Genomic DNA, 25,406 nt, shown 5'->3' with positions numbered 1-25,406 from the left:
TCGACGAGGTTGGCTCGTTATTTAACGCGCATTCCAGGTAAAGCACCTTCATCCGGATTAAGCACGAAGATATCTTTGCCACCAGGGCCGGCTGCTAATACCATGCCTTCTGACATACCAAAACGCATTTTTCGTGGTGCTAAATTAGCCACCATGACTGTCAACTTTCCTTCAAGTTCAGCAGGCTCGTAAGCAGATTTAATACCTGCGAATACGTTGCGCTGACCTTTGCTTTCACCTTCGCCCAGATCGAGTGTCAGCTGAAGTAATTTATCAGCACCTTCCACATGTTCTGCTTTTAGAATCTTAACCACACGTAGATCAATCTTTGCGAAATCATCAAATTCGATGGTTGGGCTGATTGGGTCTTGTTCTTTAGTAGCCTTAGTAGCAGATTCGCTAGCATCACTCATTTTTGTATCCGTATCTTTCTCAGTGTTGTTTGTATTGGTTTTCGCCTGTAACGTTGCCGCTTCAGCCAAAAGTAGTTTATTCGCTTCCAGCATGGCATCTACTTTATCTTCTTCGATTCGCGTCATTAGCGGTCTGAATTTCTTAATTTCGCTTGAAAGTAGGGGGGTGGCTATATCATTCCAGCTTAATTCGCCAGCATTCAGGAAATCTTCTGATTTCGCAGCCAACTCAGGTAACACAGGTTTTAAGTAGGTAATGATCGCGCGGAACATATTGATACCTAAGGAACAGATATCTTGTACTTCCTGCTGGCGTGTTTCATCTTTAGCTAAGACCCATGGCTGTTTTTCATCAACGTATTGATTAGCAAGATCAGCTAAAGCCATGATTTCACGCATTGCCTTACTGTAACGGCGGTCTTCGTAGGCTTGTGCGATTGAGTCGCTGGCATCAATAAATTGCTGATACAAGGCTTCATCTGCAAGCGTAGCAGACAGTTTTCCATCAAACTTTTTGCTGATGAATCCTGCGCAACGAGAGGCGATATTCACGACTTTTCCTACCAGATCACTATTAATACGTAGCTGGAAGTCTTTTAAATTCAGGTCGATATCGTCAACGGTATTGCTTAGTTTTGCCGCATAGTAGTAACGCAAAGGTTCAGCAGGTAAGTGATCAAGAAATACGCGTGCCTGTATAAAGGTGCCGCGTGATTTAGACATTTTCTGACCATTCACGTTTAAGAAACCGTGACAGAAAACGGCTGTAGGTAAACGCATATCTGCTGATTTTAAAACTGCGGGCCAGAATAGAGTATGAAAGTAAGCGATATCTTTACCAATGAAATGATACAGCTCGGTTTCATTGTTCTGGTTTCTTTCTGCACTCCAGTACTCATCGAAATCGATATCGACATCTTCACGATCACAGTAGTTTTTGAATGATGCGATATAGCCAATAGGCGCATCTAGCCACACATAAAAGTATTTATCTTCAGTACCCGGAATTTTAAAGCCCCAGTAAGGTGCATCGCGAGAAATGTCCCAATCATTCAGGCCGTCTTCCAGCCATTCATTCATTTTGTTAGCGATTTCTTTTTGAACGCTGCCGCTATTTACCCATTCTTTAAGAAAATCAGCATAGTCGCTGATTTTAAAGAAATAATGTTCACTGTCTTTTTCGATAGGGGTTGCGCCAGTAACGACAGAATAGGGGTTAACCACTTCTGTGGTTGAATAAGTTGCGCCACAACTCTCGCAGTTATCACCGTATTGATCGGGTGTGCCACAATTCGGGCATTCGCCTTTGATGAAGCGATCCGGTAAAAACATATTCGCTTCAGGGTCGTATGCCTGTTTGATGGTTTTGGTCGCGATATTACCTTTAGCTTTTGCGGCTAAATAAATGGTTTCTGAGAAGTACTTATTTTCTTCAGAATGCGTAGTGTGGAAGTTGTCGTATGAGATCAGGAAATCATTGAAATCACGCTCATGTTCCTGCTTCATTTTGTCGATGAGTTCCTGCGGCTCGATACCTTCTTGTTGAGCGCGCAACATGATCGGTGTGCCGTGTGCGTCATCAGCCCAAGCAAAGATGCAGCTATTGCCTCGAAGTCGTTGGAAACGTGCCCAGATATCCGTCTGGATATACTCCACCATATGGCCTAAATGGATCGGTCCATTGGCATAAGGAAGAGCAGAGGTAATCAGTATTTTGCGTGGTTTTTCAACGGGATTCATAAGGCTAATTTTTCAGGACTAATTGTAAGAAGTAAAGACCGTGTAAATTAACAGACTGGCGTATTAATCGCTAGTAAGGATTGCGTATCATTAGTGATCATTTGGTATTTCTTTTTCAGTAGTTTATCGTTCTTTGATCTCGTATTTTCACTATAATGTTTTATTTTTGATTTGTGCATTCTATGGAAAACCGTCGTTTATTGTTTCGCGTTATTTTGAAATCATTATTTTTCGTTGGTTTATTCGTTTTAATCGCGGTATTTGTTAATTCTTTATTTACCAATCAACAAGACAATAATCAGAAAGTTAAAAAAGAAAAGCAAATTGCTACGGTTGCTATCGATATCAGCGATATGCGAAAAGGTGAAATAAGAAAAGTGCGTTGGGGAGTAAAAGAAGCCGCAGTGCTTTATCGGCAATTTACTAAAAAAGCTCAATCAGAAGAGGGCAGTGACTCATCAAAAGATACCTTGCATAAGTCCTTATCAACCGAGACTCGATCAATCAAACCAGAATATTTTGTTTTCATAAATCATGGCGATTCGGGTAACTGTCCTTTGTATTATGCCAAAGGTGAGTTTAATGATACCTGTTCCAAGAATGTTTTTGATGAAAATGGACTGCCCGTTTTTCCGAATCAGTTGAGTTATCAATTAACCATTCCGCCACATTATTTTGATGGTAATTTGATAAAAATAGGGGCCTGGGAATAATTGCTACCGGAATTCTTAATTATTCAAGCACCCCCCTACTTACAGAGGGTTTTATTGCTTTTATTAATGACTAAACCATAAGTTTGCATACCAACCGGTATGTATGTATGGTACTGAATTAATGAAATCACTTTCAAAAACTATTGAAACTCCCCAAAGCTGGTGGAAATTATGGTCAAGTTTATGCCCGTGTTCCGCTGACGCTGAAGGTTCTGAGCCTTTAAGTAAAAGCTCAGCTACTCGTGAAAAAATCCTGCTTGCAGCCTTTAATGAAATCTATCACTGTGGTTTTCAGGCGGCTTCTCTAAATAATATTCTTAAAAATACCGGCACCACCAAGGGTGCTCTATACCATCATTTCAAAAATAAGATGGATCTTGGCTATGCGGTGGTTGATGAATTTATTTTTCAGTCGATTAAAGAAAACTGGATCGAACCATTGAATCAAACCGATGATCCGATCAGAACGATTCAGGATATTTTGATCAATACCTCTAAGATTATGACTGATGCGGATATCCGCTTAGGTTGTCCGATGAATAATCTGGCTCAAGAAATGTCACCGATAGATGAAGGGTTTAGAGAGCGTATTTCAAAAGTATATTCGGAGTGGCAAGAAGCCATCGAAGCGGCTTGCGAAAGAGGAAAGCTGGCAGGTAATTTCAAGAATAGTGTCGATTCCAAACAAGCCTCATTGTTGTTTGTTGCATCCCTAGAAGGGTGTCTGGGATACGCTAAAAGTTTGCAAAGTAAAGATGCCTTGCTGAGTTGCGGTCAGGGTCTTATAGATCAATTAGAATCGTTACGGCCAACTAAAAAAACTTAGGAAAAAGAGCATGGTAAAGAAGTATGCTGAGAGTGTTATTCAATTTCGTTGGGCTTTGTTAATACTGTCTGTTTTATTTATGTTATTAGCGGGTGTTGGCGCTAAGAATCTATTTTTTAATAACGATTACCGGATATTCTTCTCGGCAGATGATCCTCGTTTACAAGCCTTCGAAGAATTACAAAATACCTATACCAAAAATGACAATGTCATCCTTGTATTGGCGCCTAAAGACGGTGTTGTGTTTAAAACAGAAACACTCACTGCAATAGAAGATGTCACCGAAAAAGCGTGGCAAACACCTTATTCAATTCGAGTCGATTCACTATCAAACTATCAACACAGTGAATCTGTAGAAGATGATATGTCGGTGGCTAATTTGTTTGAGGAAGCGAGTGAGCTGGATGCAGATGAGCTCACTCGTATTAAAGCGATTGCGCTGAATGAGCCACTATTACTGCATCGTTTGATATCAGAAAAAGCACATGTGAGTGCTATCAATATCACCATGGAATTTCCCAAACAAATTCCCGATGGTAAAGGTGGAACAATCGCTGCGGACCCTACTAAGCAAGTTTCAGAAGTGGTTACTTCTGTCCGCGAACTAAAAAGCTATATCGAAAAAACATACCCCGAACTAAGCGTTCATTTATCAGGCATCGTAATGATGAATAATGCTTTTGGTGAGGCGACTATTTACGATATGTCACATCTTTTGCCGATGGCGTTATTGCTGATATTAATTACCGTCTTTTTATTGTTAAGAAGTGTTTCCGGAACCTTAACGACCTTGCTGGTGATTTTGTTTTCTGTCATTACAGCGTTTGGTTTAGCCGGTTGGCTGGGAATCGAACTGTCTTCTCCTGTGATGTCTGCACCCGTCATTATTATGACGCTGGCGGTTGCGGATTGCGTGCATATCCTTTCCACCTGGTTATCTGAAATTCGTCAGGGGTCTGACAAGAAAACGGCAATGGTTGAAAGTCTTAGGGTCAACTTTATGCCGGTATTTTTGACTTCCGTCACCACTGCTATAGGTTTCTTATCTCTTAATACAAGTGATGCGCCACCTTTTCGCGACCTGGGGAATGTTGCCGCAATGGGAGTAATTGCAGCATTTATCTTCTCTATATTCTTTCTGCCAGCAATAGCGACTCTTTTACCGATTAGGGAAAAGAAAAAAGATACGCACACCTTAAAAATCATGTCTTCGTTTGCGGAATGGGTGATTGCGAAGCAAAAATCTCTGTTAGTAGGTATGAGCTTAATCGCAGTTGTCTTGATTTCGCTTATTCCAATCAATGAATTAAACGATGTGTTTGTTGAGTACTTTGATGAACGCATTGAGTTTCGTCGGGATACTGATTTTATCAGTCAAAATTTAACCGGTATTTATAATATCGAATATTCTATTAATACAGAAAACACCGGTGATATCTCCGATCCCGATGTGTTGGTGAATATCAAGAAATTTACGGATTGGCTAAATACTCAACCAGAAGTGGTTCATGTTAATACTGTTACGGATACTTTCACCCGTTTAAATAAAAATATGCACGGCGATGATAAGAGCTATTACAAGCTACCTGAATCCCGAGAAATGGCTGCGCAATATCTGTTGCTATACGAAATGTCTTTGCCCTTCGGTCTGGATTTGAATAATCAGATCGATATCGATAAGAAGAGTACGCGTATCACCGTGACGTTGAAGACCATATCGACAAAACAAGTGCTAGAGATGGAAACCCGGGTTGATCAGTGGATGGAACAGAATATGCCACATCTGAAAGCAGTTGGCGCTAGCCCTACAATCATGTTTGCCCATATTGGTATGAAAAATATTATCAGTATGATTAGTGGAACAACCATCGCTTTAGTGCTGATTTCGTTGATTCTGGTTTTTGCCCTGAAGTCGTGGCGATATGGTTTATTGAGTTTAATCCCTAATCTTGTCCCTGCCGGCATGGCATTTGGTATCTGGGCGCTTATTAGTGGTGAGATTGGCTTGGCATTGTCGGTGGTTACAGCAATGACGTTGGGGATTGTGGTAGACGATACCATTCACTTTTTATCTAAATATTTACGCGCCAGACGAGAAAAAGGATTGGGTGCTGAAGATGCGGTGCGTTATGCCTTTTCTACGGTAGGCGTGGCTCTTTGGGTGACCTCTGTGGCATTGGTTGCAGGCTTTTTGGTGTTAGCAACATCCTCCTTTAAATTGAATTCAGGCATGGGGCTGCTAACCGCGATAGTTATCGCAATCGCGTTGATTGTTGATTTCTTGTTGTTACCGCCACTTCTTATAAAGCTGGACGCCTGGTTGAACAAAGATAAAAAAGTGACAGAACCTGTTGCGGCTGTCATTAGTGAAAATCAGATTTAATGTGAAATGTATAAAAAGATCATAAAATGAAAAGGTCGTAGGTATTCGTTGCAAAACGAACACGAATATAAAGAAAAGGTTCGATAGTAGAAGAACCGACTATCGCAGTGATTGAACTGCAAAGTAATTATCGAGTCTTAATTGGATAGATAAGACTTAACAAAAAGTATGAATAATTGGAGAGAGAATGAAAATCAAACTGTTACTAGCGACATTGTTAACTGTTTCATCATTGGGTGTATTTGCTGAAACACCTGCAGAAAAAGGGCTAAGAATTGCTAAAGCGGCAGACCTCAGTGACCAGGGCTTTTCTGATTTCACTGCGAATATGGTAATGACCTTGAAAAACCGTGCGGGTAAAACCAGCCGTCGAATTATTCGTATCAAAACCTTAGAAGGTAAGGGTGATGGCGATAAGTCTTTATCCTTATTCGATGAGCCGGCTGATGTCAAAGGCACGGCGATGCTGACCTTTTCTCATGGTTTAAAACCTGATGATCAATGGCTTTACCTTCCTGCACTTAAGCGTGTTAAGCGAATTAATTCGAAAAACAAATCTGGTCCTTTTATGGGGAGTGAGTTTGCCTTTGAAGATTTGGGATCACAGGAAGTCGAGAAATTTACATACAACTACCTCAAAGAAGAGCCGTGCGGAAATGGCATGAAGTGTCATGTGATTGAACGCATTCCTGCGTATAAATATTCCGGCTACACAAAGCAGGTGACGTGGATTGATACCCAGGCTTATCGACCAGTAAAAGTGATGTACTATGATCGTAAAAATTCTTTGTTAAAGACCTTAAATGCTACTGGATTTAAACAATACGCAGGTAAGCATTGGAGACCAGCGTTGATGGCAATGCAGAACCATCAAACGGGTAAAAGTACCACTTTAGAGTGGACTAACTACAAATTTAAAACCGGTTTATCAAAACGTGATTTCAATAAAAAGTCACTAGCGCGTTAAACGTATACGAAATAAGGCGTTGAGAAAAGTCTATGTCAGTATCAGCAGAGTATCTCGCATATATTCAGGATTTACTCTGCGATGTGCCTGATGTCAGTGTTAAAGCATTCTTCGGTGGTAAATCGTTAAGATCTCGTTATCGGGTGAGCCCAGAGGGTGAGTATCAGGAGCAGTTGGAAGAAATCCAGTTTGCAATGATTATCGATGATGTTCTGTATTTTGTGGTTGATGATCAAAGTCGTCCAAAATATGAAACGCTGGGCATGACGCCTTTTGAATACGAAAAGAAAACGGGTACGGTTAAAGTGCGTAAATTTTATACCGCCCCAGAAAGCTGTTTTGAAGATCAGGATGTAATGCACGAATGGGCTAAAGAAGCGTTACAAGCAGCGAGCCGTTCGCAGTAAAATACTGAAATAGAAAAGACAAATTTAACCAAAAGCACGGAAGCTTTTACATGTTACAACTTAAAATCCCACCACCCGTTTATGCGATCAGTATTGCCATTCTCATGTGGTTACTGAGTAAATACATGCCAGTTGCCGAGATTATTCAAACACCCTGGAACAAAATTGGTTTGGTGATTATTGTTATTGCAGTGAGTTTTGATGTCTGGTCGTTATTACTGTTTTTGAAAAAGAAGACCACGCCCAATCCGATGAAACCCGAAAATACTTCTGGTATTGTCACCAAGGGATTGTATCAATATAGCCGTAATCCTATGTATCTTGGTATGTTAATTATCTTGTTTGGTTTCGGTATATGGCTAGGTAGTTTGTCTCCTTTTATTATGTTACCTGCGTTTTATTGGGTCATTACAGAGATGCAGATAAAGCCGGAAGAACGCATGCTAGAGCAGAAATTTACGAACGAATATTTAGACTATAAAAACAGGGTTAGACGATGGCTTTAAAAAATCAACATCTATTCAACAAATGTTTCGGGGGTAATTTGTCGCTATCAGTAAAGAGACTGGCTGTGTCTATTGCAGCTTTGGCGTTCACTTCTACTGTGACTGCTGCTGAGCTCTCAGGCAATGTTGCGGTTGAAGGACGTTTGTTTACTACCGATCCTGCTTATGAAAAACAGGCCGAAAGTGGGGGGGTGTCATTGAGTTTTCTGCCTGAGTTTAAACACAAGTGGGATAATGAAGACCAGCAGTTTACCTTCACACCTTTCTATCGTTGGGATGAAAATGACGACGAAAGAACCCATGGTGATATCCGTCAGCTAGATTACCTGGTGAGTAAAGGAGACTGGGAATATCAGCTTGGTATCAGCAAAAAATTCTGGGGTGTAACAGAGTCGCAGCATCTAGTAGATATTATTAATCAGACCGATGGTGTTGAGGGGATCGATGGCGAGGATAAACTCGGTCAGCCCATGTTTCGTGTGAGTCGTCTCACAGATACGGGTTCAGTGGATTTCTTTGTATTGCCTTATTTTCGCGAGAGGACGTTTTCGGGTGTTAATGGACGGTTTCGATCGCCGTTGGTGGTCGATACAGATGCTGCAACGTATGAGTCAGCTTCTGAAGATAAACACATAGATTATGCGGTGCGTTGGTCAGAGTCGTTAGACGAATTTGATTTTGGGGTGCATCTCTTCGACGGTACTTCGCGCGATCCGGATTTACGTATAGGTCAGAAAAATGGGGAAGCAGTTCTGGTGCCACATTATCCGTTAATTACCCAGCTTGGTTTAGATCTTCAATACACAGGGGAAGCTATCATCTGGAAGTTAGAAGCGATACATCGAAAGCGAAAGGGGGATGATTACTCTGCAGCGGTGGGTGGTTTTGAATATACCTTACCCGCTATCTCAGAATCTGGTGCAGAACTGGGTTTGCTGGCTGAATACCATAGAGATTCGCGTGGAGAAGTAGCCAACGCTCCCTTTCAGAACGATCTGTTTTTTGGTGCGCGTCTGGCGTTAAATGATGAAGACAGTAGTGAGTTGTTAGCAGGTGCTTTTGTCGATTTAGATAACTCTTCAAAAAGTTTGAGATTAGAAGCAAGTCGAAGAATTGGTAATGGTATGAAGCTGAATATAGAAGGACAGGTTTTTACCGATGTGGATGAGAATGATCCTTTTTACACCTTTAGCAAAGATGATTATATTCAGGTAGAGCTAGAAAAGTTCTTTTAAGATTCAAACGTCATCACGTTTCGAAATAGTCGTAAATGGGTCTTGATAGGTATCATCCTGAAACCACAGTAATTCCGTTAAATAACAATATTTAATGAATAAAAAAAACCGCCTTAAAGTAGGGGGGTGACTTTAAAGGCACCTCCCCACTTACAGGCGGTTTTTTTGCTTATAAATACCTAATAATCATCTATCTGATTATTAGGTATTTAATGGGCTATTAACGATTTTCGCGATTATCAATCAAGTCATCCACAACAGATGGATCAGCAAGTGTAGATGTATCGCCCAATCCATCAACTTCATCTGCCGCTATCTTACGTAAGATGCGACGCATGATTTTACCAGAACGTGTCTTAGGTAAGCCTGGAGCAAATTGAATAATGTTGATTTTTGCAATCGGTCCGATTTCGCCACGAACAAGTTTAACCAGTTCTGCTTTAAGCTCTTCTGATCCTTCTTCGCCATCCATTAGTGTAACGTAAGCGTAAATTCCCTGACCAGTAAGATCGTGTGGGTAACCAACAACAGCAGCTTCCGCAACAACTTCATGTAAGCCAAGAGCCGCTTCGATTTCAGCCGTTCCAAGACGATGACCAGATACGTTTAATACGTCATCAACACGTCCTGTGATCCAGTAGTTTCCATCTTCGTCACGTTTCGCGCCATCACCCGTAAAGTAATAACCTTTAAACATTGAGAAGTATGTTTCGTAGAAACGCTTGTGGTCACCAAATACCGTGCGAATCATGGCAGGCCATGGACGATCGATTGCCAGATTACCTGATGCAGGGTTTCCTTCAATCTCGTTGCCTTCGTCATCCAGTAATACAGGGTGAACACCAAAGAATGGCGCTGTCGCAGAACCCGGCTTCAATGCATGCGCGCCTGGTAATGGAGTCATCATGTGTGAGCCTGTTTCTGTTTGCCACCAGGTATCAACGATAGGGCATTTTCCATTACCGACAACACCGTGGTACCACTCCCAGGCTTCTGGGTTGATTGGCTCGCCAACGGTTCCAAGTACGCGTAAGGTCTCGCGAGAGGTTGATTCTACAGGACCATTACCAGCACCCATTAATGAACGGATTGCAGTTGGAGCAGTATAGAAAATGTTAACTTTGTGCTTATCAACGACTTGCCAGAAACGTGAAATATCAGGGTAGGTTGGTATGCCTTCAAACATTAAGGTTGTTGCACCGTTGGCTAGCGGGCCATATACGATGTAAGTGTGTCCTGTTACCCAGCCAACGTCAGCCGTACACCAGTAAACATCACCGTCTTTATAATCAAACACAGCTTCGTGTGTCATTGCGGCTTGAACCAGATAACCACCAGTTGAGTGAAGTACACCTTTTGGTGTTCCTGTAGAACCAGACGTGTAGAGGATAAATAGCGGGTCTTCTGAGTCCATTTCTTCTGGAGGACAATCTGGGCTTGCAGCTGCAATAGCTTCGTCGTACCAGATATCACGGCCTTCTGTCCATGCTACGTCATCACCACCACGACGAACAACGATACAGGTAGTCACGCCAGGGCAATTATCAATAGCTGTGTCAGCATTCACTTTCAGTGGGATTTTACGTCCGCCACGCATTGATTGGTCAGAAGTGATGACAACTTTACAATCAGAATCGTTGATACGACTTGCTAATGCGTCAGGTGAAAAGCCACCGAATACGATTGAATGGATAGCGCCGATACGCGTACAAGCAAGCATTGCCACTGCAGCTTCTGGAATCATTGGTAGGTAAAGTGATACACGATCACCTTTTTGCACGCCGCGATCTTTCAGTACGTTTGCGAAGCGTGAAACTTCTTCGTGAAGTTCTTTGTAGGTAATCTTGCGGTCATCTTCTGGGCTATCGCCTTCCCAGATAATTGCAACCTGATCGCCGCGTTTTTCTAAATGACGGTCAAGGCAGTTATATGAGACATTCAATTTGGCATTTTTAAACCATTCGATATGAAGATCTTCCTGATCAAAGCTCCAGTCTGATACCGTATCCCAAGGTTTGAACCAGGATACATATTTATTGGCTTGTTCTGCCCAGAATCCGTCGGGGTTGTCTATGGACTCTTTGTACATAGCTTGGTATTGCTCTGCATTAATATTTGCATTTGCTGCAAATTCGACAGATACGGGGTGTACAATGTCTGGCATGTGCTTCTCCTATTAGTTATCGTTATGTTTATGCTCGCGTACGAATACGACTTCTCACAATTTGATAATATTGAATGCTTATATTTTGCATCCTCATTAATTAGTTGTAATAGCATAATGTAATACTTACATTATATTTGGCAAGTGCTGTTGTCATGATTGAGCAAAAGTTGTCTTTAATAGTGTCAGTATTTGTCGCTATTAAATATATGTATAAATAGAGTAAAAAATATTTTACTAATAAAAACAACAAGATACAAAGTTGGCATGTGATTTGCTATTAGTATTGATATCTTGAAGTGTTTACTATAAAAAGATCAATGATTTAAAATTCAAGATGTTTTTATATTAAATAAATGAATTAAGGTGAATTGAAGGTGTAAAAAATATGGGTGCTTTATCAATGACAATTTTGATTGGAGTTCTAGTCATGTTGATTGTCGTTTTTGCGTTTGTGCTGACGGTGAAAAGTGGTCAGTACGATGATATGGAAGGACCAGCACATAGGATTCTGATGGACGATGATGATCCTAGAATTCCTGGTAATTCATCGGAGCAAAAAAAAACCGAGGTTTCTCAAATAGATAAAGAGCAAAATCAGATTTAGATTTTTCTGATACCGTATCATTTTGAATGTTACTTTAGTATTTTTAGTAACAGAGTAAAGTACAAGGGTTATATAATAATTTTATAGTGTCAAAAAAAGTATCTTGTAATAAAAATATTTTCTAGACAGGGTCTAAAAAGGTCGGGTTTCTTGATTTTTAAAGGAGTTCACCTACTATATAAGTTGATTGTTATATAAATACAGTTGCTAAGGATAATAATAAAAATATTTCTTAGCATTCAATTATTGCGAGTAAGAGTTAATTTAGGAGTACAAAAACCTATGTCAGATAGGAGATTACAGGTATTTCATGCTGTAGCTAGACTGCTGAGCTTTACAAAAGCTGCAGAAGTACTACACATGACACAACCTGCCGTTACGTTTCAAATTCGTCAGCTAGAAGAACAATTTGATACAAGATTATTCGATCGTGCTCATAACAGGGTTAGCCTCACAGAGGCAGGGCATGTCGCGTTTGAATATGCAGAAATCATTTTTGAAAAATATTCAGAAATGGAAAATGCTATTCGTGAGATAACGGGCAGTATTAGTGGTTCGTTGACACTTGGGGCTTCAACAACCATATCCGAATATATGCTACCGGCATTACTAGGAGACTTTAATGCAAAGAATCCTGAAGTGTTGCTGAGGCTTAGAGTATCTAATACTGAGGGTATTGTTTCGATGGTCGAAAACAATGTCATTGATTTAGGTGTGGTTGAAGGTCCTGTTACAAATAAAAATTTGTTGGTGGAAATCTGTCGTAAAGACGACCTTGTGGTTGTTGTACCTCCAGATCATGAATTGGCTAAACAAAAAGCTATCTCTGTTAAAAAGATGCTTGAATATCCTTTCATCTGTCGTGAAGAAGGATCAGGCACAAGAGAAGTAATCGTTGATCACCTGAGAGCTCAAGGTGTTGGCAAGCATGCTTTGAAAGCCTGTTTAGAGCTAGGTAGTCCAGAAGCTATAAAAGGTGCGATACAAGCGGGAATGGGTATTTCTGTATTGTCTAGTGTGAGCTTGGCAAAGGAATTAAAACTTGGTACGTTGGTAACAGTTCCACTAGACCCGCCTCTAAGCAGAGAGTTTTCTTTTGTTAGGCAGCGTCAAAAATTCCGTGTAAGAACCATGGAAGAGCTACTGGATTTTGCCAGAAGCTATTGTAAAGAAAATAAATAGTAACCTTGTTGTTAGCTAAAAAATCGGAGACTTTGTTCTCCGATTTTTTTGTCCGATTTTTTTTGCTTATCGTGCTATTATTTTGTTTTAATACCTTTAGTAATAGTTATTTAGCGGTAGAGTAGAAGTAAATGTTGCCAACCTTACCAACAATGCCTATTCAAGGCAGTAAAACTGAGCGAAAGCTGCTCAAGCTTTTTAAAGGGCTTGATGCTTCCAAGCAACAGACATTAGTTTCTTTTGCAGAATTTTTACTAACTCAAGCATCTGAAGAAGCTAAAGTATCGTTAGAGCAGGAAGGTAAGGAAACATCCCTTACTGAACCTCTTGATATTGAACGCCCTGAAAATGAGAGTGTCATAAAAGCTATTAAAAGACTGAGTGAGACTTATCCTATGGTAAATAAGGATAATATTTTACACCCGATATCCGATCTTATGACGGCTCATATGTTGCAGGGAAAGGAAGCAGAACAGATTATCGATGAGCTTGAAGCGGTATTTTTGAAAGAATACCAAGGCCCAAACAATTAAGCTCATCAATAAATAAAAATAAATTATAAAGTACAAAAGAGATAAGCTTAAATTATGTTAAAACTCGTTAATGACTGGTATCGCCGGCATTTTACAGACCCTCAGGTAGCCATATTAGCGTTATTGCTTGTTTTAGGTGCAACTGTTTTATATTTTATTGGTGATGTATTAACACCTTTACTTGCTTCAATCATCATCGCCTATTTGCTCGATGGCGCTGTCAGCATGTTAAAAAAACGCAAGGTGCCAAGGCTGGTTGCAATACTGTCTACCTTTAGTGTGTTTATTATATTGTTATTAATCGTGCTGTTTATATTAGCGCCGTTATTGTTTAGACAAGCTACGCAGTTTGTTTTGGAAATTCCTAAAATGTTTGCCCAGGGGCAGGCATTATTAATGCAGTTGCCTGAAAAATATCCGAATATTATTTCTGAACAGCAAGTTAGCGAGTTGTTGATAGGGATAAGAACCCAGATTACTGATTTTTCTCAAGCCGTCGTTAGTTTCTCTTTATCTTCTGTGTCAGATTTACTCACCTTTATGGTTTATCTGGTGGTTGTGCCTTTATTGATATTCTTCTTTCTTAAAGATAAAGAAATCATTATCAATTGGTTTAAAGCATTCTTACCTACTGATAGAACATTGGTATCGCAGGTTTGGTATGAAATGAACGGTAAAATCGCAGGATACGTAAGAGGTAAATTTGCGGAAATCGTTGTGGTATGGGTCATAACGTATATTACCTTTATGGTGTTTAACTTGAACTATGCGATGCTATTGTCATTTGCTGTTGGTGTTTCCGTATTAATTCCTTATGTTGGTGCAGCTCTTGTTACCTTGCCTGTTGCGATTGTGGCTTATTTTCAATGGGGTTATTCTACTGAAACGGTGTACGTGATAATCGCTTATGGGGTTATTCAGTTTCTGGATGGTAATTTACTGGTTCCTTTATTGTTTTCAGAAATGGTAAATTTGCATCCCGCTGCAATCATCACTGCGGTGTTATTATTTGGTGGTTTGTGGGGTGTTTGGGGCGTCTTCTTTGCCATTCCATTGGCTACGTTGGTTCACGCAATTATTAATTCCTGGCCAAGGGCACAAAAAGAACTTGAAGAGTGATACATATTCTTTAGCCTTATCTGATGGTGCTCACCCCTATCTAGTCGTCCGCTCTAAACGGGCAAAACATATTAGAATCAAGTTATCTAATTCAGGTGAGTTGAGTCTTGTCCTGCCCGCAGGAACCCCTGATAGCTTGGGGCATTCTTTTATTCAGTCGAAATCTGTCTGGGTAGAAAAAAATCTAAGCAAACTTTCAATTTCTGAAAAAGAGACAATCCCAACGTCATTGAATTTACGTGTTTTGAATGAACAGTGGAATATCGATTACATTAATCCATCAAGTACTCAAATGAGTTTGCAAGAGGACGATGATTATTGTTTGAGAATTTCTGGTGATATCTCTGATATCAGTGAACTGCATTTTCTTATTAATCAATGGTGTAAAAAAAAATCAAAAAAGATTTTTACCTTGATGCTCCAACAATTGGCAGAAGAACATGGTTTTCATTATAACGGTTTGAGTATCAGGGCACAGAAAACACGCTGGGGAAGCTGCTCGAGTAAAAAAAATATCAATCTCAACTGTAAATTACTGTTTATGCCTGTAGATGTGGTGCGATATGTAATGATACACGAGCTTTGTCACACCCTTGAAATGAATCATTCTTCCCGATTCTGGGATTTAGTCGAAGATTGTGACCCAAATTATAAAAAACACAGGCGAGAGTTAAAGCGATTAGGCAAAGAAGTGGTTTTGTAGTTGCGAAGCACGCTATATCCTATTTTCTTATTAGGCTGTTACTCTAATAAGGTTCCCAGTTACCGTAAAAAGTGTTTAAAAATCAGCCTATAAGTAGGGGGGTGACTTATAAATTACCATTTATCAATGAGTGTCTACCGCTAGTCTTGGGATTGGCAAAATAATATTAATTATGATAAAGAAAATGTAGAATTATTGATCAATAGATGAGCTCGGTTCAACTGAGCTTAAGAAACATACAGTTATAATAGTTAAAATAATAGAGTTGTTGTTTGTGATTGCTGTTAGATAAAACAGTAATATAAGAAAATATTCCATCGTTGTAATTACTGAGTTTTTATAACTTCGATGAATAGTTTTACTTACCAATCATTAGTTACTTCAACATAAATATAAAAATAATACAGAGAATAATAGTGAAAAGACTGACTTCCAAAAATTTTCAAATTATTAATAGTAATGCATCAAAACAATCAGGCTTTAGTTTGATTGAAGTAATGATTGCGGCACTCATTCTATCAATTGGAATTCTTGGAGTAGCTGGTCTGCAGATAGTGGGCATGAGAGGAACTCAGCATTCATACATGCAACAGCAAGCGATGAGTTTGGTTCATAGTCTCACTGAAAGAATGAATTCTAATAAAGCCGGAGTAGTAGCTGGCGACTATATATTTACTAGTACAACTTTTGATTGCTCTGCTACACCACCATCTTGTTCTGCTAGTACATCTAGTTGTACAAATGCACAAATCGCTCAAATAGATAAACTAGATTTGGTTTGTGGATATCAATCCGGAGCTGGTAATCGAACAGGTGGAGTTCAAATTACATCAGCTAATGATATCGCTACATTTTCCGGTGGTGAATTGAATGTTACCTGTCCAACTGACCCCATTTGTGCGAATGGTGAAGTTAGGATTGAAGCACTTTGGGATCAAAGGGAATATAAAGCTGAAACAAACGGTACGACCGAATCCATTATTATAAATACGAGAATCATGCCATGAGTTTTACATTAAGAGCTCGTAATAATGAGTCAAAGAATGCGCCCCTTAAAAAACAATTGGGCTTATCACTCATAGAGTTATTGATCGCGATGATCATAGGTCTGTTTTTATTAGCCGGTATAACATCTTCTTTTTTAAGTAGTAAAAAGTCTAGCATTCAGAGAGATCAATTTTCACTGCTTGAAGATAATGGCCGGATAGCATTAGAGGTTATGTCAGATATTCTTGAACATACCGGATATGCATCAAATATTGGTGCTCCATTGTTGAATAATTTCATTACCGGTGGAATAACGTCTCGCACTTGTAGTGGCGGTGAAGCCAGTGTGGTTAATACAGGTATTTTCGCAGGCATTGAAACAGAAGATGACGATGTAAATGGTGACACTATAGGTGTTGTATACCTTGGTGATGATCAAGTTTCAAGGGATTGTTCTGGCTTACCTTTACCCGCAAATTGTCAGATTTCACCAACAACTGATCCAGAGACTGCCAGCATTTATAATGCATTTTACCTTAATAATGATGACACTCTAATGTGTGCGGGTTCGAGGATTAACGAGGCTCAAGTCATCGCTGAAGGCGTTGAAAATATGCAGATTTTATATGGCATTGACGCTAACGGTGATAAAACTGTTGACCGTTATGTAAATGCAACAAATGTAAATGGATCATGGTCAGATGTCATTAGTGTTCAAATTGGTGTTCTGGTAAGAGCATTGAAAGAAACTAAAGATGAGCCTGAATCAATTACTTATTCCTTATTGGATACAGCAGTAGTTTCACCAAATGACAGATATAGAAGAGCTGTATTTAGTACTACTGTAAACATTAGAAATACACTTTAAAGAGAATATTCATGACAGCAAATAAAATGACAATGCAAAAACATCAAAAAGGCATAGCGCTGATTATGGCTTTAATAATGCTGTTGGTAATTACTATTCTTGGTGTAAGTGCAGTAAAAATGTCGACTTTAGATACACAAGTTGCAGGTAATTCTATTTACTCAGCACTTGTTTTCCAAGGTGCAGAATCCGCTCTTGGTAAAGTGATGTCAGAGAGTGATTTGAGCAATGTAGATACAGCGGCATCTACTAGAACTGCAGTCATCAATGTACCCGATGATTATTTTAATCCTGCTGAGACAGTATCAGCTGGTGCAACTCTAAACTCAAGGGCTACTGTTGCGTTCGATGGTGTTTTGGATTCGCCCGTATTAAACAATGTAGCTAATTCTTCTGAATTTCAATATCAAGTATTTAGGGTGGTGGCTGAAAGCAGATTAACATCGAGCTCGGCTAAAGACACACACACGGACGGAAGAGCTGTTCAGATTCCCAAGCAATAAACTAATTAAAATAATAGGCAAGAAAATGTGCAAATTTAAGAAAATACTGCTCACGATAATTTTCTCGATTTTTTCAACAGCTTCAGCTGATGATATCGATTTGATAGATTCTGAGACACTGCTGAGTGCAAATATTCTATTTGTTATGGATCTTTCGGGTAGTATGAAATGGTGTCCAGGTCCTTATACAGATGATGAATATTGCGCAACAGGTCCAACGCGCCTAGATATTCTTAGAGGGGCTTTTCAAGATATAATTGCTGATACAGACTTTGATAATATTGATTTTGGTTTATCGTTATTTTCTGGTGGAGCTCAGGGCGCTAAAGGAGCCTCAGTTGCTCATGGAATTAGGTATCCAGTAAGCCCTGTTATAGGAACGTTAGCGCAAGATGAGCTAAGTAAAGCTGGGTATGCTTTTCCGGGTACATCTCCCAACAATAGTTTTATGCCTGCTGCAGGTTCTAACGATACTCGCCAATACTTGAGTTTGTTTGCAGATGATACTTCAATCTGGAATTCATATGGTAGTACACCTATTGTGGATGCATTATTTGAAGCGGCTTTATATTTTAGAGGTGAAGACGTATTTGCAGGAAAGTATCCAGCAAGTGATATTAGATCGGCGCATCCTTCGACTTTTACTGGTGTCGGTTATTCGGAAACGAGTTCAACGTCTACGCCTAGCTGTGATGCATCAACAAGACAGTCTTGTACCAAAGGGTCTTGTGGTACTTCAGAGGTTTGTACTGCTACAACTGGTACAACAACAAGCTCAACAGATACTGGTGGCTGTACGCTACAAACTGGGAATAGGGCTTATTGTGGGTCTGGGTCAACTACTTGTGGTTTAGGTACTGGTTGTGTTGATGATACATATACTTACACTAGATACTGTAATTCATCATATACCACTGCTGCCAGTTGTGCCGCTGATAATCCTGACTGGTATGCGTGTGAACCATACCCACATACAAGTACAGAAACTAATAGTGAAGGTGTAACTTCTAGCACCACAACTACGCGTGTAAGGTGTCAAGAGCAAGTTACTTATTATAATTGTGATGCCGCTGATAATTATTCATGCCCCACAACTGGTGAAAGTTGTACAAAGTGTCCTGATGCCGTAACAACGACATCATCTAGTTTTGTTGGGACTTATAAATCTCCAATCGTAGGTGAATGTAGAAATAATGGCATTATCTTACTTTCTGATGGCGGTCCAACAGAAAATAATACTGCTGATTTAATCAGCTCTAAAATCGGTAGCTATGCTCAAGGGTGCGAGGCAGTTACTACTGGATCGGATACAGAGGTTCATGGACGTTGCGGTCCTGAACTAGCAAAGTATTTGGCTTCGGAGGATCATGCCGATGGAAGTACGTCTGTAGCAGATATCCCTGGTCTACAAAATGTTAAAACATACACAGTTGGTTTATCTTTATCAGCAGGATCGGATGAAGCAGTTTATCTTGATGATGTTGCTACCCAAGGTGGTGGTTCGTTTGTCACTGCTAACGATAAAGCGGGATTAACTAAGGCATTTAAAGATGCAATTTTAGGAATTGCTGATGCTAAAGGGCGTTCGTTTGCAGCTCCAACTTACTCAATTGACACCAGTAATTTATTGTCACATGGAAATACAGTATATGTTCCTGTTTTCGATAAAGATGGTGTGGTTTGGCCTGGTAACTTAAAGAAATTCCAGCTTGTTGATGGCGTTTTGTCCGATGCGGCGGGGAATCCTGCTATAGATTCTGGCGGAGCATTATTGTCTACAGCCAGAGATATGTGGTCTAGTGTCACGCCAACCGATATTATCAGAAGTGGAGGAGCAGCTAATAAAATTGATGCTGATACTAGAACTATATTAACTGATAATGGATCTACAGCTTCTCCTTCTTTAATTAGTTTAAATACAAGTATCGATAATTCAAAATTTGGTATTTCAGGGACTGGTGCTGCGGATAATGCACTAAAAAGTGATCTGGTAAAATTCATAAAGGGAATAAACCCAGAAGACGATACAAAACGTTTTCACATGGGAGATATACTTCATAGCAAGCCAATTCAACTTGTGAAAGCGGATGGCAGCAAATATATTTTTGTAGGTACAAATGAAGGTTATTTACATGCTATTGATGATAGTGATGGAACAGAAATATTCGCCTACATGCCTCAAGAGTTATTGCCAAATATCAAAAGACAATATGAGAAGAATATTGATAATGGTCATATATATGGTGTCGATGGACCTATTACATTATGGATTGATGAGAGAGGTAGTTCACCTAGTGAATATGGAAATGGTGTTTTAGACCCAGGTGAAGAAGCGTATCTATTCTTCGGTCTACGTCGAGGAGGAAAGCATTACCATGCCTTGAAAGTTACGAATCCATCTAGTCCAGAGTTATTATGGAAAGAACAATTTGGTACTGGTGATTCCTGGTCACAACCTGTTCTTGCGATGCTTAAGCAGCATGATAAAACCGAGGTAACCCCGGTTCTTGTTATAGGTGGTGGTTATAATGAAGATAGTGCTGGTAATCAAACTGCTGGCGGAAATGCGGTTTATATTGTAGATGCTATAGATTCAACGGATGGCGGAGATATCATATGGCAAACTCCTACAGCTAGCCAATTTGCTCCTCATGGTTCAATAGCAGCAGTGGATGCGGTGCCTTCAAGAATTCGAGTTCTAGATGTCGATAGAAATGGATCAATAGATAGACTCTACTTTGGTGATACTGGTGGTAATATTTGGCGTGTCGACTTAAATGCTTCTTATTACGATAGTGGTACAGGAAATGATGGTGAAATTTCTGAAGCAAAGTTATATAGAATTGCAAGATTAGGTGCGACAGGTTCAGATACGGAAAATCGTAAGTTCTTCGAAGAGCCTGATGTGGCGGTATTTAGGCAGGGTGGCAAGTATGTGGCATCTATTGCAATTGGTAGTGGTGATAGAACAAGACCACTAGACGATACTGTAGATGATAGATTCTTTGTTATTTATGATAAAGAAGTACTCATAGAGCCTACGGCGACTCCTTTATTATTAAGCGACCTAGATGCCTCAACAGCAATTACTTTGGGTGCTACACATAATGGTTGGCATAAAGATCTAACGAGTACAACAGGTGAGAAAGTGCTCTCAACAGCTGTAACTTTCCAGAATAAGGTGATGTTCACTACCTTTGGTACCACGTCAATTACGACTACTACTGATGGGTGTCATACAAGTAATACGAATGAAGCTCGCCTTTATATCATGGATTTGTTATCAGGCGATGTGGATGAAAATGTAGTAGCGGCAACAGGTGAAATTTTAGGTACTCCACAAATTATTTTTGAAGGATTGCAATCTCAAAGTGGAGGAAGCTGTGATAAAGGCGACTGTGAGCGTAAAGTCGTGATTCGAGTTGGAAAGGCTGGTCCATTCGTATTGCCACCTGTAGGTGCGGCTTCCCCAGTGCCTAATTCTTTGCCGAGAGTTTATTGGATTGATAATGAATAATAAAAATAGGTGCAAAATGAATAATAGGAAATTTAATAAAGGTTTTACCTTAATGGAGTTGATGATAGTCGTTGCAATTTTAGGAATTATTGCTGCTATCTCTATTCCTTCTTATATGGAACATGTTAAAAAGAGTAAAAGGACAGATGCAAAAGTTGAGTTGTTGCGGATAGCACAAATTCAAGAGAGTTACTATGCTCAGAATCTAAGTTATGCATCGAGTCTTACAGCGGCAAGGAACGCTGGTGGTTTAGGCATGACTGCTCCTGTAATGTCAGAGCAGGATAACTATGCAATTGAGTTGACCGCATTGCCAGCTGCATGTGGAGGTACTGCTGTATCACCGTGTACTTCATATACGTTAACAGCAGATGCTCAAGCTAAACAAAATGATTCTCATTGTGATAATTTTACTATTACCAATACGGGTTTGAAACGAGTTTCGGCTGATGGTGGGAGTGTTGATCGTTCAAAAGAGTGTTGGAAATAAAATCTAACACTTCAATCTGGATGAAATGAAAAAAGCGCTTATATTATATATAGGCGCTTTTTTTGTGTGCTTAGAGTAGAACTAATAAGACTTTGCTAAAGTTATTCTTGTATTACCAGCAAGATCTTTTCTACTTTCAATCTCAATAAATTCAGATATTGCTAAATATTCTTGAGTCTTTTCATGCTGATCATATCCATGTTCCAACAGCAGCCACCCGGATGATGTTAAATATTGTTTACAGTTTTCAATAATATTCTTAATATCTTTAAGTCCATTTTCCTTCGCCACTAACGCCGAATATGGCTCATGTCTTATTGTTTGCTCAAGATGAGGGTCGTTTGGTTCTATATATGGTGGGTTGGATATGACCAAATCAAATGTCAAATCTGGCGCTATTTCTAAGAACCAATTAGAATGTAAAAATTCAATTTGATGATCTAGTTTAAGGTTCTTGGCATTTCTCTCGGCTACTGCTAATGCTTTTACTGAAAAGTCGCATGCCATAATTGATGAGTCGGGACGCTCAGAAGCAATTGCTAATGCAATAATTCCGGAACCTGTGCCTAAATCTAATATTCTTGGGTTTTTAATATCTACTAATTTCTCTAAAGCTGTTTCAACAAGCAGTTCGGTTTCAGGGCGTGGGATTAAGACATCTGGCGTAACTTCTACGTCGAATGTCCAAAAAGATTTTTTCCCTAATATATAAGCTACTGGATAATCGTCTTTGCGACGTGTGATAGCGTCTTCAAAGCAGGTTAATTCTGTCTCGGTTAATTCGTGCTCGGGCCATGTATGGCAATAAGTCCTACTTTTATTGAGACAGTGTGCAAGCAATAACTCCGCATCTAATGCAGCCGAGTCTGATACCCCTTCTAATTCTTTTCTAGCTTTAGATAAAACACGTTGAATGGTAATAGCTGTCATAAGCAACAAAAAAAGTGCCTGAAAGTAGGGGGGTGACTCATAACTTTATTTTGAACTACGTTCTAACTATTTTCTTCGCTTAACGCAGATAATTGCTCAGCTTGATATTCATTGATCAATGGATCAATAATCTGATCTAAATCGCCAGATACAAACTCATCTAGTTTATACAGAGTAAGATTGATTCGGTGATCAGATACGCGTCCCTGAGGGAAGTTGTAGGTACGAATTCTTTCTGAACGATCTCCACTTCCTACTAAAGATTTACGTTGCTCAGCTTGTTCTGCATCTTGAACCGATCGTTCACCTTCCAGTATTCTGGCTTGCAATACAGACATGGCTTGCGCTTTGTTTTTATGTTGCGAGCGTTGGTCCTGACATTCAACGACGATACCTGTTGGTAAATGTGTAATACGAATTGCGGAATCTGTTTTATTAACGTGCTGACCACCAGAACCAGAAGCTCTGAATGTGTCTACGCGAATATCATTCTTGTTAATGTTTTGTGCTTCAACCTCATCCGGTTCGGGCATTACCACGACAGTCGCAGCAGAGGTATGTACACGACCTTGAGATTCTGTTTCTGGAACACGCTGTACACGGTGCGCACCTGATTCAAACTTTAAACGCGAATAAGCACCAGCACCAACAATACGGGCGATAATTTCTTTATAGCCACCATGTTCGCCCAGGTTTTGACTCATGATTTCTACTTGCCAGCGCTTTTGTTCAGCGTAGCGTGAATACATTCGGAATAGGTCGCCTGCAAAGATTGCTGCTTCATCTCCACCTGTGCCAGCACGAACTTCCAAAAAGATATTGCTATCGTCATGCGGGTCTTTCGGCAGTAATAATTTCTGCAAGGTTAATTCAAACGTTTCAAGAGAATCCTTAATGTCAGAAAGCTCTTCCTTTGCCATATCTTTTAGTTCAGGATCATTAAGCATCTCTTCTGCAGTTTCTTTGTCATCGATGATTTGCAGATATTTTTTATATTCTACAACCAAAGGTTCTAACTGGCTGTATTCCATAGATAGTGCACGAAAATGATTTTGATCAGCCATCACTTCTGGCTCTGCCAATAATCCAGCAATTTCTTCGTGTCGATCACTCAGTGTATCGAGTTTATTTAAAATGGATGCTTTCACTGTTTATTGTTTTCCTTATCAATCATTTGGTTTTGACTCTCAACTGTTGAAAGATTGAGTATTTTATTAGAGGCTTCGAGTAATTTATGGTCCCCTGAATGAGCGGCTTTATTCATCGCCACTGTAGCATCATGAGCCAATTTATTGGTCAATGTATGCGCCAGAAATGACAATGCTTCATCTGCAGTTGAACCATTTCGCAGTAATTTAAGTGCTTTTTCAAGCGTCTCATCCTGAATTGTATTGATTTTATCACGATAACTTTTAATGAGGCTCATTTGATCTTGTGCACGCATCCATCCCATGAAGTTTTCAACTTCCTCGGCAATCATTTCTTCGCCTTGCGTGGCAGCCTCTTGTCGAGACTTCATATTATCTTCAATCACGGACTGTAGATCATCAACCGTATATAAATAGATATCATCTAGTTCGCCGACTTCTTCTTCTATATCTCTGGGTACTGCGATATCCACCATAAAAATCGGTTTATGTTTGCGCTTTTTCAATGCAGCCTCAACCGTTCCTTTACCAATAATTGGCATAGGTGCAGCGGTTGATGAGATAACAATATCAGCATCGGGTAAGTAATCACCGATATCTTGCAAAGTAATGCCGAGCCCATTGAAATCATTCGCAAGCTGAGTCGCTTTTTCTACACTTCGATTGGCAATAATGACTTTACCAATATTGGCGTTACTCAGGTGCTTACCAACCAGTTCGATGGTTTCACCTGCACCAATTAACAAGGCAGTTTTATTATCCAGATTACTGAAGATTTGTTTGGCAAGGTTTACTGCTGCAAATGCGACAGATACGGGATTGGTACCAATGCCCGTTTGAGTACGTACTTTTTTAGCTGTCGAAAATGCATGTTGCATTAATCGTTTCAGCGTAGTGCCTGCGGTCTTTTTTTCAGAAGCGGTTTTAAGTGCCCCTTTCAATTGGCCAAATATCTGTGGTTCACCTAACACCATAGAATCCAATCCACTAGCAACACGCATTACGTGCTTTATAGCTTCATCATTAGCATGGTTGTAGATATATTCTTTTAAGCTTTGACTATCCAGACCTTGCTGTTTAGATAACCAATTCAGGATTTGTTCTTCTGTGTAATTAGAATAAGTATAAATTTCTGTTCTATTACAAGTAGATAGGATAATTACTTCGTTTTCTTTGTGATTGCTCTCTATGTCATTTTTGATCTGAGAAAGTGTTTCAGTCAATCCATCTGGTGAAAACGCAACTTTCTCGCGGATCGCGACGGGCGCTGTTTTATGGTTGATTCCAATTACACGTAAAGACATAGGGGCGCGATTATAGCGTGAATTCCGAGGTTTATTACAGAGTAGTTTACTGCTTTGTTTTATAAATTTATCTAGCTTGATTTATGAGTAGTCTTATTTATTTTATAAAAGGTGAAGTACAGCCGAATTCTTATGGTTGTAGCGTGAACACTTTCGGTCGT

General features: G+C 39.7%; 21 protein-coding genes and 1 pseudogene. 17 read left to right on the top strand and 5 right to left on the bottom strand.

Features of this window, described 5'->3' with window-relative positions; translation table 11 throughout:
• Nucleotides 1-17 precede the first annotated feature (17 nt).
• Nucleotides 18-2,153, bottom strand: a complete 2,136-nt coding sequence (gene metG, locus EV695_RS13935; RefSeq protein WP_131906589.1) for a methionine--tRNA ligase — start codon at nucleotides 2,151-2,153, stop codon at nucleotides 18-20.
• 182 nt (nucleotides 2,154-2,335) lie between these two features.
• Between metG and EV695_RS13930 the strand changes: the two genes are divergently transcribed.
• From EV695_RS13930 to EV695_RS13900, 7 genes and pseudogenes are all read left to right on the top strand, one after another.
• Nucleotides 2,336-2,866, top strand: a complete 531-nt coding sequence (locus EV695_RS13930) for a Rieske (2Fe-2S) protein (protein WP_131906588.1) — start codon at nucleotides 2,336-2,338, stop codon at nucleotides 2,864-2,866.
• Between the two features lie 121 nt (nucleotides 2,867-2,987).
• Nucleotides 2,988-3,692, top strand: coding sequence for a TetR/AcrR family transcriptional regulator (locus EV695_RS13925; protein WP_165874714.1), 705 nt, complete (start codon nucleotides 2,988-2,990; stop codon nucleotides 3,690-3,692).
• A 10-nt stretch (nucleotides 3,693-3,702) separates the two neighbouring features.
• A complete protein-coding gene (locus EV695_RS13920) occupies nucleotides 3,703-6,075 on the top strand; it encodes an efflux RND transporter permease subunit (protein WP_131906586.1) in 2,373 nt (790 codons plus the stop codon).
• A 187-nt stretch (nucleotides 6,076-6,262) separates the two neighbouring features.
• Nucleotides 6,263-7,042, top strand: a complete 780-nt coding sequence (locus EV695_RS13915) for an outer membrane lipoprotein-sorting protein (protein WP_131906585.1) — start codon at nucleotides 6,263-6,265, stop codon at nucleotides 7,040-7,042.
• Between the two features lie 32 nt (nucleotides 7,043-7,074).
• Nucleotides 7,075-7,449 carry a TfoX/Sxy family protein gene (locus EV695_RS13910; protein WP_131906584.1) on the top strand — a complete coding sequence of 125 codons (375 nt, stop codon included), beginning with the start codon at nucleotides 7,075-7,077 and terminating at the stop codon, nucleotides 7,447-7,449.
• Nucleotides 7,450-7,490: 41 nt separating this feature from the next.
• Nucleotides 7,491-7,955, top strand: a pseudogene (locus tag EV695_RS13905) (methyltransferase family protein); the annotation flags it as partial.
• Nucleotides 7,956-8,020: 65 nt separating this feature from the next.
• Nucleotides 8,021-9,190: a hypothetical protein gene (locus tag EV695_RS13900; RefSeq protein ID WP_207907090.1), complete on the top strand. Its 1,170-nt coding sequence runs from the start codon at nucleotides 8,021-8,023 to the stop codon at nucleotides 9,188-9,190.
• A 220-nt stretch (nucleotides 9,191-9,410) separates the two neighbouring features.
• On the opposite strand, the gene acs is transcribed toward EV695_RS13900, so the two are convergent.
• Entirely contained in the window at nucleotides 9,411-11,354 is a 1,944-nt protein-coding gene (gene acs / locus EV695_RS13895; protein ID WP_131906582.1) for an acetate--CoA ligase, read from the bottom strand.
• Between the two features lie 403 nt (nucleotides 11,355-11,757).
• On the opposite strand from acs, the gene ccoS reads away from it, so the two are divergent.
• The 10 genes from ccoS (at nucleotide 11,758) to EV695_RS13845 (ending at nucleotide 21,863) form a co-directional block, all read left to right on the top strand.
• Entirely contained in the window at nucleotides 11,758-11,961 is a 204-nt protein-coding gene (gene ccoS / locus EV695_RS13890) for a cbb3-type cytochrome oxidase assembly protein CcoS (RefSeq protein ID WP_243651621.1), read from the top strand.
• A 282-nt stretch (nucleotides 11,962-12,243) separates the two neighbouring features.
• Nucleotides 12,244-13,143, top strand: a complete 900-nt coding sequence (locus EV695_RS13885) for a LysR family transcriptional regulator (protein ID WP_131906580.1) — start codon at nucleotides 12,244-12,246, stop codon at nucleotides 13,141-13,143.
• A 131-nt stretch (nucleotides 13,144-13,274) separates the two neighbouring features.
• Entirely contained in the window at nucleotides 13,275-13,676 is a 402-nt protein-coding gene (locus EV695_RS13880) for a hypothetical protein (RefSeq protein WP_207907089.1), read from the top strand.
• A gap of 54 nt (nucleotides 13,677-13,730) precedes the next feature.
• Nucleotides 13,731-14,795, top strand: a complete 1,065-nt coding sequence (locus EV695_RS13875; protein ID WP_131906579.1) for an AI-2E family transporter — start codon at nucleotides 13,731-13,733, stop codon at nucleotides 14,793-14,795.
• A complete protein-coding gene (locus EV695_RS13870) occupies nucleotides 14,785-15,498 on the top strand; it encodes a M48 family metallopeptidase (RefSeq protein WP_165874713.1) in 714 nt (237 codons plus the stop codon). Before EV695_RS13875 ends, EV695_RS13870 begins: the two co-directional genes overlap by 11 nt.
• A gap of 416 nt (nucleotides 15,499-15,914) precedes the next feature.
• Nucleotides 15,915-16,505, top strand: a complete 591-nt coding sequence (gene pilV / locus EV695_RS13865; protein ID WP_131906577.1) for a type IV pilus modification protein PilV — start codon at nucleotides 15,915-15,917, stop codon at nucleotides 16,503-16,505.
• Nucleotides 16,502-17,353 carry a PilW family protein gene (locus EV695_RS13860; protein ID WP_131906576.1) on the top strand — a complete coding sequence of 284 codons (852 nt, stop codon included), beginning with the start codon at nucleotides 16,502-16,504 and terminating at the stop codon, nucleotides 17,351-17,353. The genes pilV and EV695_RS13860 overlap by 4 nt, the downstream gene beginning before the upstream one ends.
• A gap of 11 nt (nucleotides 17,354-17,364) precedes the next feature.
• Nucleotides 17,365-17,856, top strand: coding sequence for a pilus assembly PilX family protein (locus tag EV695_RS13855; RefSeq protein ID WP_131906575.1), 492 nt, complete (start codon nucleotides 17,365-17,367; stop codon nucleotides 17,854-17,856).
• 25 nt (nucleotides 17,857-17,881) lie between these two features.
• Nucleotides 17,882-21,373, top strand: coding sequence for a PilC/PilY family type IV pilus protein (locus EV695_RS13850; protein WP_131906574.1), 3,492 nt, complete (start codon nucleotides 17,882-17,884; stop codon nucleotides 21,371-21,373).
• Nucleotides 21,366-21,863, top strand: coding sequence for a type IV pilin protein (locus EV695_RS13845; RefSeq protein ID WP_279388051.1), 498 nt, complete (start codon nucleotides 21,366-21,368; stop codon nucleotides 21,861-21,863). Before EV695_RS13850 ends, EV695_RS13845 begins: the two co-directional genes overlap by 8 nt.
• Before the next feature lie 81 nt (nucleotides 21,864-21,944).
• On the opposite strand, the gene prmC is transcribed toward EV695_RS13845, so the two are convergent.
• The 3 genes from prmC to hemA all read right to left on the bottom strand — a co-directional run bounded on the left by prmC (nucleotide 21,945) and on the right by hemA (nucleotide 25,245).
• Nucleotides 21,945-22,793 (bottom strand): peptide chain release factor N(5)-glutamine methyltransferase, encoded by an 849-nt coding sequence (gene prmC, locus EV695_RS13840; protein WP_131906573.1) that lies wholly within the window; start codon nucleotides 22,791-22,793, stop codon nucleotides 21,945-21,947.
• A 62-nt stretch (nucleotides 22,794-22,855) separates the two neighbouring features.
• The gene (gene prfA, locus EV695_RS13835) at nucleotides 22,856-23,941 is read right to left on the bottom strand and encodes a peptide chain release factor 1 (protein WP_131906572.1); all 1,086 of its coding nucleotides are present in this window, start codon (nucleotides 23,939-23,941) and stop codon (nucleotides 22,856-22,858) included.
• Nucleotides 23,938-25,245 (bottom strand): glutamyl-tRNA reductase, encoded by a 1,308-nt coding sequence (gene hemA, locus EV695_RS13830; protein ID WP_131906571.1) that lies wholly within the window; start codon nucleotides 25,243-25,245, stop codon nucleotides 23,938-23,940. The genes prfA and hemA overlap by 4 nt, the downstream gene beginning before the upstream one ends.
• Between the last annotated feature and the right edge of the window lie 161 nt (nucleotides 25,246-25,406).

This window comes from Cocleimonas flava, from assembly GCF_004339015.1.
Classification (GTDB): Bacteria; Pseudomonadota; Gammaproteobacteria; order Thiotrichales; family Thiotrichaceae; genus Cocleimonas; species Cocleimonas flava.
This window is presented reverse-complemented; position numbering and strand designations above follow the sequence as displayed.

What these genes read in the sequence shown, in the direction of transcription:
- EV695_RS13915 (WP_131906585.1), top strand. Translation starts at nt 6,263, where the DNA reads ATGAAAATCAAACTGTTACTAGCGACATTGTTAACTGTTTCATCATTG.
- metG (WP_131906589.1), bottom strand. Translation starts at nt 2,153, where the DNA reads ATGAATCCCGTTGAAAAACCACGCAAAATACTGATTACCTCTGCTCTT.
- EV695_RS13885 (WP_131906580.1), top strand. Translation starts at nt 12,244, where the DNA reads ATGTCAGATAGGAGATTACAGGTATTTCATGCTGTAGCTAGACTGCTG.
- prmC (WP_131906573.1), bottom strand. Translation starts at nt 22,793, where the DNA reads ATGACAGCTATTACCATTCAACGTGTTTTATCTAAAGCTAGAAAAGAA.
- EV695_RS13910 (WP_131906584.1), top strand. Translation starts at nt 7,075, where the DNA reads ATGTCAGTATCAGCAGAGTATCTCGCATATATTCAGGATTTACTCTGC.
- ccoS (WP_243651621.1), top strand. Translation starts at nt 11,758, where the DNA reads ATGACAATTTTGATTGGAGTTCTAGTCATGTTGATTGTCGTTTTTGCG.
- EV695_RS13850 (WP_131906574.1), top strand. Translation starts at nt 17,882, where the DNA reads ATGTGCAAATTTAAGAAAATACTGCTCACGATAATTTTCTCGATTTTT.
- EV695_RS13860 (WP_131906576.1), top strand. Translation starts at nt 16,502, where the DNA reads ATGAGTTTTACATTAAGAGCTCGTAATAATGAGTCAAAGAATGCGCCC.
- EV695_RS13920 (WP_131906586.1), top strand. Translation starts at nt 3,703, where the DNA reads ATGGTAAAGAAGTATGCTGAGAGTGTTATTCAATTTCGTTGGGCTTTG.
- EV695_RS13855 (WP_131906575.1), top strand. Translation starts at nt 17,365, where the DNA reads ATGACAGCAAATAAAATGACAATGCAAAAACATCAAAAAGGCATAGCG.
- hemA (WP_131906571.1), bottom strand. Translation starts at nt 25,245, where the DNA reads ATGTCTTTACGTGTAATTGGAATCAACCATAAAACAGCGCCCGTCGCG.
- acs (WP_131906582.1), bottom strand. Translation starts at nt 11,354, where the DNA reads ATGCCAGACATTGTACACCCCGTATCTGTCGAATTTGCAGCAAATGCA.
- EV695_RS13875 (WP_131906579.1), top strand. Translation starts at nt 13,731, where the DNA reads ATGTTAAAACTCGTTAATGACTGGTATCGCCGGCATTTTACAGACCCT.
- EV695_RS13845 (WP_279388051.1), top strand. Translation starts at nt 21,366, where the DNA reads ATGAATAATAAAAATAGGTGCAAAATGAATAATAGGAAATTTAATAAA.
- EV695_RS13925 (WP_165874714.1), top strand. Translation starts at nt 2,988, where the DNA reads ATGAAATCACTTTCAAAAACTATTGAAACTCCCCAAAGCTGGTGGAAA.
- EV695_RS13930 (WP_131906588.1), top strand. Translation starts at nt 2,336, where the DNA reads ATGGAAAACCGTCGTTTATTGTTTCGCGTTATTTTGAAATCATTATTT.
- EV695_RS13880 (WP_207907089.1), top strand. Translation starts at nt 13,275, where the DNA reads ATGTTGCCAACCTTACCAACAATGCCTATTCAAGGCAGTAAAACTGAG.